At 67.8% G+C, this 16,253-nt stretch carries 15 protein-coding genes; 7 read left to right on the forward strand and 8 right to left on the reverse strand.

Features of this window, described 5'->3' with window-relative positions:
- The coding region (locus B2X67_RS12535; protein ID WP_286785682.1) for a Tim44 domain-containing protein at positions 1–683 on the forward strand (683 nt) is incomplete at its 5' end.
- Between the two features lie 151 nt (positions 684–834).
- The gene (locus tag B2X67_RS12540) at positions 835–1,242 is read left to right on the forward strand and encodes an SMI1/KNR4 family protein (protein ID WP_286785683.1); all 408 of its coding nucleotides are present in this window, start codon (positions 835–837) and stop codon (positions 1,240–1,242) included.
- Positions 1,243–1,284: 42 nt separating this feature from the next.
- On the opposite strand, the gene B2X67_RS12545 is transcribed toward B2X67_RS12540, so the two are convergent.
- The gene (locus B2X67_RS12545) at positions 1,285–3,042 is read right to left on the reverse strand and encodes a cation:proton antiporter (protein WP_286785684.1); all 1,758 of its coding nucleotides are present in this window, start codon (positions 3,040–3,042) and stop codon (positions 1,285–1,287) included.
- Positions 3,043–3,325: 283 nt separating this feature from the next.
- Between B2X67_RS12545 and B2X67_RS12550 the strand changes: the two genes are divergently transcribed.
- Positions 3,326–4,717: an aspartate aminotransferase family protein gene (locus B2X67_RS12550; RefSeq protein WP_286785685.1), complete on the forward strand. Its 1,392-nt coding sequence runs from the start codon at positions 3,326–3,328 to the stop codon at positions 4,715–4,717.
- A gap of 111 nt (positions 4,718–4,828) precedes the next feature.
- Positions 4,829–6,220, forward strand: coding sequence for a glutamine synthetase family protein (locus B2X67_RS12555; RefSeq protein WP_286785686.1), 1,392 nt, complete (start codon positions 4,829–4,831; stop codon positions 6,218–6,220).
- 101 nt (positions 6,221–6,321) lie between these two features.
- Here B2X67_RS12555 and B2X67_RS12560 read toward each other — a convergent pair whose 3' ends face one another.
- Positions 6,322–6,927, reverse strand: a complete 606-nt coding sequence (locus B2X67_RS12560; RefSeq protein ID WP_286785687.1) for an HD domain-containing protein — start codon at positions 6,925–6,927, stop codon at positions 6,322–6,324.
- Between the two features lie 193 nt (positions 6,928–7,120).
- On the opposite strand from B2X67_RS12560, the gene B2X67_RS12565 reads away from it, so the two are divergent.
- The gene (locus tag B2X67_RS12565) at positions 7,121–7,816 is read left to right on the forward strand and encodes a Crp/Fnr family transcriptional regulator (RefSeq protein ID WP_273233924.1); all 696 of its coding nucleotides are present in this window, start codon (positions 7,121–7,123) and stop codon (positions 7,814–7,816) included.
- Here B2X67_RS12565 and B2X67_RS12570 read toward each other — a convergent pair.
- Both B2X67_RS12570 and B2X67_RS12575 read right to left on the reverse strand, forming a co-directional pair.
- Complete coding sequence (locus B2X67_RS12570; RefSeq protein ID WP_286785688.1) at positions 7,813–8,505, reverse strand: RES family NAD+ phosphorylase; 693 nt, start codon at positions 8,503–8,505, stop codon at positions 7,813–7,815. The two genes, B2X67_RS12565 and B2X67_RS12570, sit on opposite strands and share 4 nt — an antisense overlap.
- Entirely contained in the window at positions 8,505–8,915 is a 411-nt protein-coding gene (locus B2X67_RS12575) for an antitoxin Xre/MbcA/ParS toxin-binding domain-containing protein (RefSeq protein ID WP_282339193.1), read from the reverse strand. The genes B2X67_RS12570 and B2X67_RS12575 overlap by 1 nt, the downstream gene beginning before the upstream one ends.
- A 165-nt stretch (positions 8,916–9,080) precedes the next feature.
- Between B2X67_RS12575 and B2X67_RS12580 the strand changes: the two genes are divergently transcribed.
- Together B2X67_RS12580 and ybaL are read left to right on the forward strand one after the other, a co-directional pair.
- Entirely contained in the window at positions 9,081–9,566 is a 486-nt protein-coding gene (locus B2X67_RS12580) for an acyl-CoA thioesterase (RefSeq protein WP_090231474.1), read from the forward strand.
- 153 nt (positions 9,567–9,719) lie between these two features.
- A complete protein-coding gene (gene ybaL, locus B2X67_RS12585) occupies positions 9,720–11,390 on the forward strand; it encodes a YbaL family putative K(+) efflux transporter (RefSeq protein WP_286785689.1) in 1,671 nt (556 codons plus the stop codon).
- A 45-nt stretch (positions 11,391–11,435) separates the two neighbouring features.
- Here the strand turns inward: ybaL and B2X67_RS12590 are convergent, their stop codons facing one another.
- The 4 genes from B2X67_RS12590 to B2X67_RS12605 form a co-directional block, all read right to left on the reverse strand.
- Positions 11,436–13,502, reverse strand: a complete 2,067-nt coding sequence (locus B2X67_RS12590) for a TonB-dependent copper receptor (protein WP_286785690.1) — start codon at positions 13,500–13,502, stop codon at positions 11,436–11,438.
- 82 nt (positions 13,503–13,584) lie between these two features.
- Positions 13,585–13,986 carry a DUF2946 domain-containing protein gene (locus B2X67_RS12595; protein ID WP_312205900.1) on the reverse strand — a complete coding sequence of 134 codons (402 nt, stop codon included), beginning with the start codon at positions 13,984–13,986 and terminating at the stop codon, positions 13,585–13,587.
- Positions 13,987–14,107: 121 nt separating this feature from the next.
- A complete protein-coding gene (locus B2X67_RS12600; RefSeq protein WP_376747731.1) occupies positions 14,108–15,076 on the reverse strand; it encodes a TRAP transporter substrate-binding protein in 969 nt (322 codons plus the stop codon).
- 222 nt (positions 15,077–15,298) lie between these two features.
- Positions 15,299–16,201: a LysR family transcriptional regulator gene (locus B2X67_RS12605; RefSeq protein WP_273233916.1), complete on the reverse strand. Its 903-nt coding sequence runs from the start codon at positions 16,199–16,201 to the stop codon at positions 15,299–15,301.
- Positions 16,202–16,253 lie beyond the last annotated feature (52 nt).

The raw sequence follows: 16,253 nt of genomic DNA on the forward strand, positions 1-16,253 counted from the left end.
AGGCGGGCGCCGCCAGTGGCGCCTCGCGCTGGCTCGGCCCGCTGGCCGGTATCGCCGCCGGCGGCCTGCTTGCCTCGATGTTCATGGGCGACGGCTTCCAGGGCCTGCAACTGTTCGACATGCTGATCTTCGGCGCCATCGCCTTCCTGATCTTCCGCTTCCTCGCCGCGCGCCGTCGCCAGCAGCAGCCGACCGCGGCCCCAGCGGGCCATGCGCCGTTCCAGCGCGAAATGCCGGTCGAGCCGCAAGCCGCCAACCGCAACATCTTCGGCGGTTCGCTGGCGCCCAGCGCCGCGGCCCCGGTGATCGCAGCGCCCGCTTGGTTCAACGAGCAGCGCTTCCTGGAAGCCGCCCGCGAGCACTTCATGTCCCTGCAGCAGCACTGGGACGCCAACGAGATGGACAAGATCGCCGAGTTCGTCACCCCGCAGATGCTCGACTTCCTCAAGCGCGAGCGCGCCGACCTGGGCGACGGCTTCCAGTCCACCTACGTCGACGACCTGCAGGTCCAGCTCGACGGCCTCGACGACAACCCGGACAAGACGGTCGCAACCCTGACCTTCGCCGGCGTCGCCAAGACCTCGCGCTTCGATCAGGGCGAGGCGTTCAGCGAGAGCTGGCGCATGGAACGCGCGCAGGGCGAGAACCAGCCGTGGCTGGTGGCGGGCATCCGGCAGAACTGACCCGCCGAGCAACGCTGAAAAAGCCCGGGCTTGCCCGGGTTTTTTATCGCCTGGAGTTAGCGCCGACCGGCGATTGGGTGCGACTCGGGTTTTTCTCCGCGGTCACGCTACTGTATAAAACGCATCCATTTCGTTGGGGAGGACGCTTGCCGTGGAAGAAGTCATCGAAGAGCTGCGCGAACAGAACGAGCCCGTGCCGGTGCCCCTGGAGCTGCCGGACGACGACCAGCTGGTCGAAATCGAGGAGCAGCTGCTGATCAACCTGCCGTTCGAGTTGCGCGAGTTCCTGCTCAAGGTCAGCGACGTGGTCTATGGCCGCCTGGAGCCGGTCACCGCCACCGACCCGCAGTCGCACACCTACCTGCCGGACGTCGCCGCCACCGCCTGGGACCTCGGCGTGCCGCGCGATCTGGTGCCGCTGTGCCAGGACGGGCGCGACTACTACGTGGTCGATATCGAAGGGCAGGTCACCCTGTGGGATGGCGACGACGGCGAACTCACCGACGAGACCTGGGACTCGGTGTGGCACTGGGCGCGCGACGTCTGGCTGGAGAGCTGATCGGCGATCGGTGCGCCGCCCGGACGCCCCGCATGAGCGGTTTCAGTGCGGCTGTTCGGGCTTGTCGAGGGTTTCGAACAGGGCGATCTGCATGCGCGAGTGCACGCGGATGAACCAGCGCCAGAGCAGCGCGATCACCCCGGCGGCGAGCAGGCCGATGACGGTCAGCAGCTCGCCGGTTGGCAGGATGCTCGCCGACAGCGCCATCACCAGCAGCATGATCCCGGCCAGCGACAGCAGCGGGATCAGCTCGGCGATCACCTTGCGCACCCGCGCCGTGTGGCGGCCGGCCTTGTCCGGGCGCACGCTCAGTTCCGCCAGCAGCATCGACAGCGCCTTGAGCTTGCGGTACGCGGCGATCAGGAACGGCAACGCCAGCAACAGCGCGGCGCCCCAGATCAGCGCCTTCTGCAGGTTGACCTGAGCGACCCAGGGCGCCAGGTAGGTGGCTAGGGTGCCGGCGAAATAGGCGCCGCCGAGGAAGATCGCCACCACGATGGCGAGGTTCACGCCCACCTGCATCAGGATCTTGCGGATCATCCCGGCGAGCACGGCGCTCTGGCCCTGCGGCTGGATGCTGCGCAGCCAGTCGCCATACAGCGCGAAGACCCGCGACACGCGCTCCGGCATGACCTGGGCGAGCTTGCCCGACAGCGGGTCGGCGGCGCGGATCAGGTAGGGCGTGAGCAGCGTGGTGATCGCCGACACCGCCACCGCCACCGGATAGAGAAAATCGCTGGTGACCTGCAGGCTGATGCCCAGCGCGGCGATGATGAACGAAAACTCGCCGATCTGCGAAAGGCCCATGCCGACGCGCAGCGAGGTGCGCCCGTCGTTGCCGGCAACGATCGCGCCGAGGCTGCAGGTCACGATCTTGCCGATCACCACGGCGCAGGTGATCACGGCGATGGGCCAGGCGTAGTCGAGGAGGATCCGCGGCTCGATCATCAGGCCGATGGCGACGAAGAAGATCGCGCTGAACATGTCGCGGATCGGTTCCACCAGCCGTTCGATCTGCGCCAGTTGCCGCGACTCGGCCATGATCGCGCCGATCAGGAACGCGCCCAGTACCATGCTGTATTCCAGCTTCACCACCAGCAGGCAGAAGCCGAAGCACAGCCCGAGCACCGTCACCAGCAGCATCTCGCTGCTCTCGAAACGCGCCACGTAGGCGAGGATGCGAGGCACCAGGAGGATGCCCACCACAAGCGCGACGATCATGAACAGGGTCAGCTTGCCGACGGTGGCGAACACCTGGCCGGTTTCCACGTTGCCGCTGACGGCGATCCCGGAGAGCAGGGCGATGATGCCGATGCCGAGGATGTCCTCGACGATCAGCACGCCGAAGATCAGTTGGGCGAAACGCTCGTTCTTCATCTTCAGGTCGCCGAGCGCCTTGATGATGATGGTGGTGGAGGAAATCGCCAGGATCGCGCCGAGGAACAGCGAATCCATGTTGTTCCAGCCGAAGTACTGGCCGATCTCGTAGCCGATCCAGATCATCAGGCCGATTTCCAGGAAGGCCGCGATGAACGCCGTGGCGCCGACCTTGAACAGCTTGCGCAGGGAGAATTCCAGGCCTAGGCAGAACATCAGGAAGATCACCCCCAGCTCGGCGAGGGTCCTGATCGTCTCCTCGTCGTGGATGAGGCCGACCGGCGGCGTATGCGGGCCGATCAGGAAGCCGGCGACGATGTAGCCCAGCACCACCGGCTGCTTGAAGCGGTGGAACAGAATCGTGACCACACCGGCGATCAGCATGATCACGGCCAGATCCTGGATGAAGCTGATGGCATGCATGGCCGCGGCTCCTGTGTTGCTGGCGATACTCGCTTGGCCCCGCCGGAGCTCGACATTCGAAAATGGAGTGGCCGCCTGGAACAGCGGGCGAGTGAAACGCAGATTACCACCGGCGCCGCACGCCGCTGACGAACGGCAATATGGCGAAACAATGCACCCGCTCAACCGTCGCCGGGTTGGCACGAACGGCGCTTTCAGCGCGCTGCCGGGCGTTTTCGCTCGCTATTGACAGGCCGCGGGCTCAGCCCCGAGGATGTGCGAAAAATCGAACGAGGTGTTCAACATGACAGCCAGTGGCGTCGCAGAACAGGCCGTACAGATTCTGACCGCACGCGAGCGGCAACGCTTCCTCGAACGCAATCCGCGTTCGCTGGCACTGGCCGAGCGCGCCCGCCATTCGCTGTTTGGCGGCGTGCCGATGCACTGGATGAGCGATTGGTCGACGCCTTCCGCGCTGTTTGTCGAGCGCGCCCAGGGCGCCCGCTTCCATGACGTCGACGACCATGAGTACGTCGACTTCTGCCTCGGCGACACCGGCGCCATGTTCGGCCATTCGCCGGCACCGATCGCCCGCGCCATCGCCGAGCAGGCCGGCAACGGCCTCACCACCATGCTGCCCGGCGAGGACGCGGTGGTCTGCGGCGAACTGCTCGCCCAGCGTTTCGGCCTGCCCTACTGGCAGGTGGCGACCACCGCCACCGACGCCAACCGCTTCGTCCTGCGCTGGGTGCGCGCGATCACCGGACGCAAGGTGATCCTGGTGTTCGACGGCTGCTACCACGGCACCGTGGACGAGGCCATGGTGCGCCAGCGCGACGGCCACACCGTGCACCGCGCGGGCCTGATCGGCCAGGCGCGCAACCTGGTGCAGCACAGCCGCGTGGTGCCGTTCAACGACCTCGCCGCACTGGAGGCCGCGCTGGCGCAGAACGACATCGCCGCGGTGCTCTGCGAGCCGGCGATGACCAACATCGGCATGGTCCTGCCCGAGCCCGGCTTCATGCAGCGCGTGCGCGAGCTGACCCGCAAGTACGGCAGCCTGCTGGTGATCGACGAGACCCACACCATTTCCACCGGGCCCGGCGGCTGCACCCGCGCCTGGAACCTCGAGCCGGACTTCATCACCCTCGGCAAGCCGATCGCCGGCGGCGTGCCCTGCTCGGTGTACGGCTGCACGGCCGAGATGGCCCAGGACATGCGCCTGGCCCAGCAGCACGCCAGCGAGATGGTCCACGGCCACGGCCACAGCGGCATCGGCACCACGCTGTCGGCCAACGCCCTGGCCATGCACTGCATGCGCGCCAACCTTGAACAGGTGATGACCGAGAGCGCCTACGCGCACATGCTGGCGCTGGCCGAACGCCTGGCCGACGGCTTCCGCGCGCTGATCGGCCGTCACCAGCTGGCCTGGTCGGTCAGCCAGCTGGGTGCGCGCTGCGAGTTCCAGTTCTGCGCGCAGCCGCCGAAGACCGGCGCGCAGGCCGAAGCGGCGTTCCACGACAGCCTGCAGATGGCCCTGCACCTCTACCTGATCAACCGCGGCGTGCTGATCACGCCGTTCCACAACATGACCCTGTGCTGCCCGGACACCACCGCGGCGGATGTCGATCGGCTGCTCGCCACCCTCGACGAGGGACTGAGCGAGCTGCTGGCGATTCCCGGCGCGCGGCTTTAACCCTCTCCCATTCACGGGAGAAAGCTGGGGAGAGGGCCCATGTCGCGTCCTCCGCCCCGCTCCCCCGGCCCCTCTCCCATAAACGCTAGAGGGGAGAAAAAGGACCTCACCATGCAATTCGCCGATATCCAGGAAGCTCATGACTTCCTTGCCGCCAACCCCGAGGTGCGCAGCATCGAGCTGTTCCTCATCGACGCCAACGGTGTGCCGCGCGGCAAGCTGCTGCACCGCGAGGAACTGCTCGCCGTGTTCGAGTCCGGCCGGCCGCTGCCGAGCACCATCCTCGGGCTGACCATCAACGGCGAGGATGTCGACGAGACCGGGCTGGTCTGGGACGTCGGCGATGCCGACTGCTGGACCTTCCCACTGCCCGGCAGCCTGTGCCTGCAGCCCTGGCGCGAGCGCCCGACCGGGCAGTTGCAGGTGAGCATGCATCCGACCCTGGGCCTGCCGGCGACCCCGGCCGATCCGCGCCATCTCCTGGCGCGGGTGATCGACGGCCTCAAGGGCGACGGTTACCACCCGGTGATGGCGGTGGAGCTGGAGTTCTACCTGCTCGACCGCGAACGCGCCGCCGACGGCCGCCCGTTGCCGGCGCGGCAGATGAACGGCACACGGCCGCACGCTACCCAGGTCTACGGCATCTACGAACTGGAACAGCTGCAACCCTTCCTCGACGATCTCTACGACGCCTGCGAGGCGCAGGGCCTGCCGGCGCGCACGGCGATTTCCGAATACGCGCCCGGCCAGGTGGAAATCACCTTGGAGCACCGCTTCGACGCGTTGCAGGCGATCGACGAAGGCATCCGCTACAAGCGCCTGGTGAAGGGCGTCGCCAACCGCCACGGGCTGCAGGCCTGCTTCATGGCCAAGCCGTTCGCCGACCTCGCCGGCACCGGCATGCACATGCACGTCAGCCTCGCCGACGCCGAGGGCAACAACCTCTACGCCAGCGATCTTTCCGACCTTGAGGGCAACGGAGCCGCCGGTGCCGGTACGCTGCTGCGCCACTCGATCGGCGGGATGATGGCCACGCTGCTGGACTCGCTGGCGCTGTTCTGCCCCAACGCCAACTCGTTCCGCCGCTTCCAGGCCAACAGCTACGCGCCGCTGGCGAAGAGCTGGGGCATCAACAACCGCACCGTGTCGTTCCGCGTGCCGGGCGGGCCGGCGAAGAGCCGCCACATCGAGCACCGCATCTGCGGCGCCGACGCCAACCCCTACCTGGCCGCCGCGGCGATCCTCGCCGGCATCCACCACGGCATCCGCCTGCAACTCGATCCGGGCGCGCCCATCGAAGGCAACGGCTACGCCCAGGCCACGGAATTCCTGCCCACCGACTGGCTCACCGCGCTGCGCGCGCTGGAACACTCGAGCTGGGCACGCGAAGCGCTGGGCGAGGAGTTCCTCAAGGTGTTCCTGGCGATCAAGCAGGCCGAATACCGCCAGTTCATGGGCGAGGTCGGCGAGCAGGACTGGCGCTGGTACCTGACCCAGGCCTGAGCCGTCGCAACCCGTCAGAATCTGGCGGGGCTGAAGCCAGCCGCCCAGGAGCGCGGTTCACCCAGGGTAAACGCGCGACCTGGACGCCCCGTCGAACGCACTCAGGCCGGCTGCTGCGCCGGCATCTCCGCCGGCTCCAGCGCCTTGCCGTAGATGCTGTTGCGCGGCTTGGCCAGCACGCGGCGCAGCATCGGCTCGAACTCGCTCAGCGGCAGGTTGGCGTAAGCCGGGTCGAACGCCGGGCTGTCGTACAGCTCGCAGAACTCGGCGGTGAGCTCGTAGTGCGGGCTGTCGGCGTACTGCTCGCGCAGGTCGCGGTCCAGGCCCAGGTGATGGAAGAAGTAGTAGCCCTGGAAAATCCCGTGGTGCTGGACCATCCAGTGATCGGCCTCGCTGACGAAGGGCTTGAGGATCGCCGCGGCGACGTCCGGGTGGTTGAAGGTCGCCAGCGTATCGCCGATGTCGTGCAGCAACGCGCAGACCACGTATTCCTCGTCGCGTCCATCGCGCAGCGCCCGCGTGGCGGTCTGCAGCGAGTGGGCGTAGCGGTCGATCGGAAAGCCGCCGTAGTCGCCCTCCAGCAGGCGCAGGTGGGCGATGACGCGGTCGGGAAGCCCCTTGGCGAAGCCGACGAATTCGGCGCCGATCAGCTGCCAGTCATCGCGGGTACTGTTCTGGAACGAGGTGAAACCGGCACGGGCACTCATGGCGCTCTCCTTGTTATGGATCGCCGGCGTGGGCCGCTGGCGTCATCGCAGCCTAGAGAAAGCGCGGCCGGCGAACTGCAAGGTTTCTTGCAATTGGCCAGGCTGGCTGGCCACGGCCGCTCCGCCATTCGGCGCCTTGCGGCTCCCGGCGAGTCGGGTCACAGTGCCCCGACAACTCCAAGGAAGCACGCGAATGCCCTTCGCTGACGATCTCCTCGCCGCGCGAATGCTCGGCAACCCGTGGTTCGCCGCGCTGCCCGCCGACATCCGCGACGAGCTGCTCGCCGCCGGCAAGCCGAAGCGCCTGAACGGTGGCGAATTCGTGTTTCGCCAGGGCGACGCCGGCAGCACCTTCTACGGGCTGGTGGCGGGCACGCTGAAGGTCTCGACGCTGCGGGCGGACGGCAAGGAAGCGATCCTCGGCCTGCTGGAGCCGGGCAACTGGTTCGGCGAGGCCTCGGCGCTGGATGGCCTGCCGCGCATCCATGACATCACCGCGCAGGGCAACGCCGAACTGCTCTGCATCGAACCGGCGGCGTTCGCCACGCTGATGCGCCACGGCCGCTTCGCCCATGCCATCGCGGTGCTGCAGGCCGCCCATACGCGGCTCGCCTTCAAGCTGCTGGAGGACGCCATGCTGCGTTCGACGCGCGCGCGCATCGTGCGCCGCCTGGAACAGCTCGCCCACGGCGACGCGACCATGGCCGACAGCGGCCGCGCGGTGGTGCAGGTGACCCAGGACGCGCTGGCGATGATGCTCGGCATCACCCGGCAGACGCTGGCGCTGGAGTTGAAGACGATGGTCGCGGCGGGTGCCATCGCCCTCGGCTATGGCCAGGTGCACATCCTCTCGCTGCCGCTTTTGCGCGCACTGGAAGACGACGCCTAACGACGCAGCTGCGCCAGGCTCAGGCGCACCAGCAGTTTCCCCGGCTCGCGCTCGACCTCGACGCTGCCGGCCGCCGCATCGATGCGGTAGGTCAGGTCGTAGAGTTGCACGGGCGAGGACAGCGGATCGGCGCGGAACGCCGCCAGGCAGTCGCCGCGCCAGCGTGCCGACGGGTAGAGCACACCGGGCAGGCCTTCGTGGGACAGGCGCTTGCCTACCGACTGCGGGTAACCGTAGTCGTCGCCGAGCAGGTCGGGGAATTCCCCGGTCTTGCCGCGCAAATCGACGAACAGGCCGCTCGCCTGCACCCGCCAGACCTTGCGGTAGCGGGTCACCGGGCCGTCCACACCCTCGATGTCGCGCAGCATCTGGATCTGGTGGTAGCAGGTCTCGGCCAGCGCGGTGTCTTCGTCCAGTGCGCCGTACCATACGCGGATGCTGCCGTCGCCGTAGCGGCTGGCGACGATGCCGTCGGCCTCGAACGGATAGCCGATGGCCTCGCTGTAGGCCAGGCCGCGCTCGATCACGCCGGGGCCGACGCGGCGCACGCGCATCTCCGCGGCGTTGGCCAGTTCCTGCGCGCGCGCGTCGTCGACCAGGTCGTCGAACAGGTTGGCGGATACCCGCAACGAGGCGATGTTGCGGTAGGTCGCGGCGGAGAAATCGCAGGTGCTGTCGAGCAAGGCCATCAGCGACCCCGCTGGAAATCGACCAGCCGGGCGATCCGCGCCACCCCGAGCAGGCCGTCGCGGACCATCACTTCCAGCGGCGTGGCGCCTTCGAGCACGCGGTTGCGCCGGTGCACCCAGGAAAAGCGCAGCGCCTCGTCCTCGGGAAACAGCAGGCGCAGCCCCTTGTGGATACCGAGCAGGTAGCCGACGCGGTCCAGGGTGTCGCGGCTGTTGGGCAGGGCCAGTTCGCCGGCACGGTATTTCGGCAGTTGCTTGCGGCTCTTCGGGCTCATGCCGAGCAGTTGCATCTGCAGGTCGGTATCCAGGCGCCAGCGCTCGAAGAGCGCCGCGACGATCCGCGCCAGGTCGCGGCGGCTTTCTTCCGAGGCGAATTCGGACGAATCGGAACGCAGGGCGGACATGACCATGGAAGGCACTCATCTCGTAGACATATCTACATTATTGGGCGATATATCCACAAATGCAAATCGGTGCAGCGGTAATCCCGCCCGCCGAGGCAGAAGCCAGGCGACGCCAGGATTGCGCCTCGGCTATGGTTGCGCGAAACCAGCCACGAACAGACGAGGGACGCCATGGAAGCCGGAACCACCCAATTGACGATGACGGTGCTGATGACGCCGGACATGGCCAACTTTTCCGGCAACGTGCACGGCGGCACCCTGCTCAAGTACCTCGACGAAGTCGCCTACGCCTGCGCCAGCCGCTATGCCGGTCGCTACGTGGTGACGCTGTCGGTGGACCAGGTGATCTTCCGCGAGCCGGTGCATGTCGGCGAACTGGTGACCTTCCTCGCCTCGGTCAACTACACCGGGCGCACCTCGATGGAAGTCGGCGTGAAGGTGGTCACCGAGAACATCCGCGAGCGCTCGGTGCGGCATACCAACAGCAGCTTCTTCACCATGGTGGCGATGGACCAGGACGGCAAACCGTCACCGGTGCCGCCGCTGCAGCCGGAAACCTACGACGAGAAACGGCGTTTCGCCCAGGCCCAGCAGCGCCGCCAGATCCGCCAGGAACTGGAGCAGCGCTACCAGGGGCTGAAGGACAGCTACGAGTAAGATTCCGTTGCAAAATCAAGGACAAACCGGCGTCAACCGAGGTCCTTGAGCGGTTACTCTGGGGAGTGGAAGGCGCGCTTCGCGCGTCTGCCCCGCTTCGCCCCAGCCCGCTCCGCGGCGCGCGGCGACCCGGTCCGTGCCAAGGAGAGCCGCATGCCCCATCAAACCCCGCTGATCGCCACCCTCGCCGCCGGGCTGGTGCTGGCGTTCATCCTGGGCGGCCTGGCCAACCGCCTGCGCATCTCGCCGCTGGTGGGCTACCTGCTGGCCGGCGTGGTCGCCGGCCCGTTCACCCCCGGATTCGTCGCCGACCAGGCGCTGTCGCTGGAGATTTCCGAACTCGGTGTGATCCTGCTGATGTTCGGCGTCGGCCTGCACTTCTCGCTGAAGGACCTGATGTCGGTGAAGGGCATCGCGATTCCCGGCGCGCTGGTGCAGGTCGTCCTCGCCACCCTGCTCGGCATGGGCCTGGCCCGGGCGCTCGGCTGGACGCTCGGCGCCGGGCTGGTGTTCGGCCTGGCGCTGTCGGTGGCGAGCACCGTGGTGCTGCTGCGCGCACTGGAGGAACGCCAGTTGCTCGACACCCAGCGCGGGCGCATCGCCATCGGCTGGCTGATCGTCGAGGACCTGCTGATGGTGCTGGTGCTGGTACTGCTGCCGGCGGTGTCCGGGCTGCTCGGCGGCAAGCAGGCGAATGCCGATGTCAGCCTGCCGATGGAGCTGCTGCTGACCCTCGGCAAGGTCGCCACCTTCATCGTGCTGATGCTGGTCGGCGGTCGCCGCTTCGTGCCCTGGCTGCTGGGCAAGGTGGCCAGCACCGGTTCGCGCGAGCTGTTCACCCTCGCCGTGCTGAGCATCGCCATGGGCATCGCCTTCGGTTCGGCGGTGCTGTTCGACGTGTCCTTCGCCCTCGGCGCGTTCTTCGCCGGGATGGTCCTCAACGAATCGGAACTCAGCCACGACGCGGCGGAGAAGACCCTGCCGCTGCGCGACGCCTTCGCCGTGCTGTTCTTCGTCTCGGTCGGCATGCTCTTCGACCCGCGCATCCTGATCGCCGAACCGCTGCCGGTGCTGGCGACCTTCCTGGTCATCGTCCTCGGCAAGTCGATCGGCGCGCTGCTGATCGTCCGTGCCTTCGGCCACCCGCTGTCCACGGCACTGACCATCGCCGCCAGCCTGGCGCAGATCGGCGAGTTCAGTTTCATCCTGATCGCCCTCGGCATCGGCCTGGAGCTGTTGCCGGCCCAGGGCCGCGACCTGCTGCTGGCCGGCGCGATCCTGTCGATCCTGGTCAACCCGCTGCTGTTCATCGCCATCACCCGCCTCAAACCCTGGCTCGACCGGCGCGAACCCGGCCCGGCACCGGCGCCGGCGGAGGTCGACGCGCCGCCGCCGATCGACGAGCGCGACCACGCCATCCTCATCGGCCACGGCCGCGTCGGCCGGCTGATCAGCGCGCGCCTGCGCGAAACCGGCACGCCGCTGGTGGTGATCGAGGATGACCTGGGCGGCATCGACGGTCTGCGCGAAGCGGGCATCAGTGCGGTGCTCGGCAACGCGGTAAAATCGGGCGTGCTGGAGCAGGCCAACATCGGCTCGGCGCGCTGGCTGCTGGTGGCGATACCCAATGGGTTCGAGGCGGCGAAGATCGTCCAGCACGCGCGCGAGCTGTGCCCGCGGCTGTGCATTATCGCCCGTGCGCATTTCGACGCCGAGGTGGAACACCTCGAACAGAGCGGCGCGGATCTCGTGGTGATGGGCGAGCGGGAAATCGCCCGCAGCATGTTCGAGCGGCTGGAAGAGCGTCGGGTAGCGGCGGTTTGAGCGGAACGCAGGGCGGGCCGCGGCCCACCCTGCGAACGCCTGCGGTCAGAAGCTGAAGTTCACCTTGGTCCACAGCGTGCGTCCCGGCTCCTGCACCGGCTGCGGATCGTCGGCGGCGTAGCCGAAGCCGGCGTTGCCGGCCAGGTTGAGGTGTTCGGCGTAGGCCTTGTCGAACAGGTTGTCGACGCCGGCGCTGAGCTTGACCTGCTCGCTCAGCCGATAGCTGCCGTTGAGCGAGAAGACGCCGAAGCCGCTGCTGTCGCCGTAGTCCTTGCCGACCACGTTGCCCTTGTCCTGCGCCACCCGGCCCTGCTCGGCGACCAGCCGCCAGAGGGCACCGGCGCTCCAGTCGTCACGCTCGTAGGTCAGCCCGAGGCGGGATTCCAGCGGCGGCATCTGCGGCAGCGCCTCCCCGTCCGAACTGTTCTTGCCCCAGGAATAGGCCAGCGTCGCGTCGGCCTTCCAGTGCTCGCTCAGGTGATAGGCCGCACCCAGCTCGCCGCCCATGATCCGCGCATCGACGTTACGCGCCTGCGAGCTGCTGCCCATCATCCCGCCGTTGCGGTACTCGAAGAGGATGTAGTCGCGGACCTGGCCGGCATAGGCCGAGGCCCACGCCTGCAGGTGCTCGCCGGCGTATTGCGCGCCGATGTCGAGCTGGGTGGTCTTTTCCGGACGGACGCCGTCGAAGGCGTTCGCCGAGTCCGCCGGGCCGGCGTCCGGCGAGTACAGCTCCCAGTAGTCGGGGAAACGCTGCACGTGGCCCACGCCGGCATACAGCGTCGTCGGCGAGTCGGCGAGGTCCTGCTCGACGCGCAGAAAGCCGCTCGGCAGGCTGTCGCTGCGCGTGTCGCCGGCGGTGGGGTTGGCCACCGCGCCCATGCCCGAACCGAGACTGGAGCGGTAGTCGCGGGCCGAGGCGCGGTCCAGGCGCGCGCCGCCGATCAGCCGGCGACGTTCGGCGGCGTACCAGGTAAGTTCGCTGAACAGACCGGCGTTGCGCATGGTCGCGTCGTGGCTCCAGGGCCGATCGTCGTAGGTGTCGATGCCCGAGGCGCTGCGCTCGCGGTGTTCGCTGACCTGGGCATCGGCCCCGCCGATCAGTTGCCAGTCGGCCCAGCGCCAGGTAGCGGAGACGCGCCCGCCGAGGGTGCGGCGGTCGACGTCGGCCGCCATCGGCCCGGCCATCATGCCGGTCCCCGAGGGCGTGCGCAGGCTGTAGTTGTCCATCACGTGGTCGGCGTAGTTGTAGTACACCCGCGCCTCCAGCTCCTGCAGCACCTCGCCGATGTTGGACTTCTTCAGGCGCAGGGCCAGGCTTTCGCGCTTGAACTGCGCACCGTCCATGCCGCGTCCGGCGTAGCGCGCCTCGCCGTCACCGGCACCGGCGCTGAGCTCGACCAGGGTGTCGGCGTCCGGCGTCCAGCCGAGGGCGACGTCACCGTTCCACTTGTCCCATTTCGACGGCACGTGGTGGCCGTTGCCATCGCGGTAGTCATCGGCGCGGGCCTGGTTGCCGACGACCCGCAGATAGCCCTGCGAGCCACCCACGGCGCCGTCGACGACCTTGTCGAAGCGCCCGTTGGAGCCCACCAGCAGGCTGCCGTCGAGGCGCGCGCCGAGTTCGCCGAAGCGCTCCGGATCGCGCTCGAAAAGCACCGTGCCGGCCGAGGCGCCGGGCCCGTAGAGCACGCTCTGCGGGCCCTTGATCACGGTCAGGCTGTCGAAGGTTTCCGGCGAGATGTAGGACGTCGGCGCGTCCATCCGGTTGGGGCAGGCGCCGATCATCTGGCCACCGTTGGTGAGGATGTTCAGCCGCGAGCCGAACATCCCGCGCAGCACCGGATCGCCGTTGCTGCCGCCGGCGCGGATCACCGAGAAGCCGGGGATGGTCTTCAGGTAATCGGCGCCGTCGCTGGCCGGCACCGGCTGGCGTGGCTGTTTCGGGTCGGTGACGACGGTCAGCGGGGATTCCGGCGCGACCGCCGTGACCACCTGGGTTTCCAGTTCGAGCGGGCTCGCTTCGTCGGGCGCAGACAACGCGAAAGGCGCGTTCAGCAGCAGCGGGCTGGCGACGAAAACCAGGCGCGCGCGGGTACGTAATGTGGACATGTGCTTTCCATGATCGGGAGACGGATACCGCTGCGCCGCGCGCGCGCAGGCGCGCCGGCGAGGTCAGCGGGTCGGGGGGCGATCAGGAAAACAGCGGTGGCGCGCGGCTGCGTGCGCCGGGGAACACCGCCGAGGCGGCGTGGCCGTCGACGACCCGCGGGGTCGCCAGCGGGGTGATGAACAGACCTGCCGGCGGCAGATCGAAGGGCGCCGCGACCAGGGCCGGGCAACTGAACAACAGGGTGCAGTAGCCGCACTGGGCCCAGAGCGCATCGTCGGCGCCGGTGCTGGCGGGATGGGCGTCGGCATGCGCCATGCCCGGCATGTCGTGCATGCCCGGCATCGCGGCCATGTCCATCGACGCCTGCATCCCCGGCATGGCGTGGTGCGCCATCCCCTGCGACAGCAACGGACCGGCGAACACCAGCAGCATGGCGAAGAGACCAAGCCAGGCGCTGCTGCGGGTTCGTCGGGAATGGCTCACGTGAGGGTCGGGAGATTGGCCGGAAGGGTCGCCATCCTACCCGGCTATGCCATCCTGCTGGCTGATTTGAGACAAAACGCCGCGGCCCGGCGAGCGCCGCCGGGCCGCGTATAGCCCGCGATCAGGGCGCCGTGTTAGCCGCCTGAGCGGCCTCGATCAGGTCGGCGCCGATGTCGGCCTCGAAGGGCTTCCAGCTCGGCCGCACGGCATCGCGCCACTTCGCCCGCTGCTCCGGAGTGAGCACGATGAACTCGTTCTGCCCGGCATCGACGATCGCCTGGCGGGCCTTGTTGTTGAGCGCTTCGGCCTGCTGGTTAACGGTCACCGTAACCTCGTCGATGATCGTCTCCAGCTGGCTGCGGATGTCCGCCGGCAGGCCGTTCCAGAACTGCGTGTTGGTGATCAGCACGTAGTTACCGATGCCATGGTTGGATTCGACCATGTACTTCTGCACTTCGTAGTACTTCTGGCTGTAGATGTTCGACCAGGGGTTGTCCTGGGCATTCACCACGCCAGTCTGCAGACCTTGGTAAATCTCGGCGAAGGCCATCTTCCGCGGCACCGCGCGCAGTGCGCTGTACTGCGCGGCCTGCAGGTCGGACGGCTGCACGCGGAACTTCAGGCCGCGGGCGTCCTTGGGTTCGAGCAGCGGCTTGTTGGCGGTCAGCTGGCGCATGCCGTTGAGCCAGTAGGCCAGCCCGGTGACGCCCTTGGGCTCCATCGACTTGAGCAGCGCCTTGCCGCGCGGGGAATTCTGGAAGCGCTGCGCGGCCGCCACGTCATCGAACAGGAACATCAGGTCGAACAGCTGCAGCTGCTTGGTGTACTGCTCCAGCTTGGACGGTGCCGGGGCGAGCATCTGCACTTCGTTGAGCAGCAGCGCCTCCATTTCCTTGCCGTCGCCGTAGAGCGAGGAGTTGGCGTAGACCTGCACCGCCACCTTGCCGGCCATGCGCTCTTCCACCAGTTTCTTGAACAGCAGCGCACCCTGGCCCTTGGGCGTGGAGTCGGCGGTGATGTGGGAGAACTTGATGAGGATCGGGTCAGCCTGGGCGCCGAGACAGAGGAACAGTGCCGAAGCGGCGAGCATGCGGCCGGTGCCGCGCAGAAAAGTACGCATCATGGAGGAGCCCCTTAGTTGTAGTTGTCGAGCCGCGGATGAATCTACGACGCGGCGGCAAGCCGCTGAAATTCTTAATTGGCTAAGCGAGCCTTCGGATTTCGCGAAGGCAGCCTTCAATCGCCCGCCGTGAAACGCGCGAAAGCGCGATCAGGCTTCGTCGTCCACGAGGGCTTGCGCACGAAGAAGCGCCTAGCCGGCCAGCGGATTTCCGCCAATCAGGTGTTCGAGCATCTGCCGCGCGGTGACCGAGAGGCTCTCCAGGCTGCGCACGCCGACCTTGAGTTCGCGTTTCGCCCAGGGGTCGGTGAGCGGGATCACCGCGACGTCCAGCGCCGGCAGGAGGCTGCGCACCGCTTCGTCGGGCAGCACGCCGACGCCCATCCCGGTCTGGATCATCCGGCTGATCGCCTCGAAGCTGCGCACCTGGATGCGCATCCGCAGCGGCTCGCCGAGCTGGTGCGCGGTGTGCTGCAGCAGGCTGTGCAACGAGGCATCCTGCTGCAGGCCGATGAAGTCGTAGCCGATGGCATCGCGCAGGCTGACCTGGCTGCGCGATGCCAGCGGATGATCGCGCGGGGTGACCAGCGCCAGTTGGTCGCGGCGATAGCCGAACACCTGCAGTTCGTCGGCCTGCACGTGGCCCGCGAAGATGCCGATGTCGGTGAGGCCCTCGCGCACCGCGCGGATGGTTTCGCTGCTGACCCGCTCCTCGAGGTCGATCTTCACCTCCGGGTGCGCGCGGGCGAAGCGGCTCAGGTCCTCGGGAAGGAATTCGATCACCGCCGAGGTGTTGGCATGGATGCGCACGTGGCCTTTGACGCCGAGGCTGAATTCACTGAGGTCGGCGCTCATCTGGCGCAGGTTGTCGAGCAGGGTGCGCGCGTGGTGCAGCAGCGCGTGGCCCGCCGGGGTCAGCTCGACGCCCTTGGGCTGGCGGTACAGCAGCGCGCTGCCGAGCTGGCCTTCCAGGTCGCTGATGCGCTTGCTCACCGCGGCCAGGGCCAGGTGCTCGCGTTCGGCGGCGCGTGTCAGGCTGCGCTCGTCGGCGATGCTGACGAAGAGCTTGAGAGTGACGAAATCGATGCGGCGCATGGGGCTCCTGCATTCGTGGATCACGAATCGAAAGGAATGAAATCGAACGTTT

Origin of the sequence: Pseudomonas sp. UBA3153 (assembly GCF_002364635.1) — a bacterium.
In the GTDB taxonomy this organism is placed as follows: Bacteria; Pseudomonadota; Gammaproteobacteria; order Pseudomonadales; family Pseudomonadaceae; genus Pseudomonas_O; species Pseudomonas_O kuykendallii.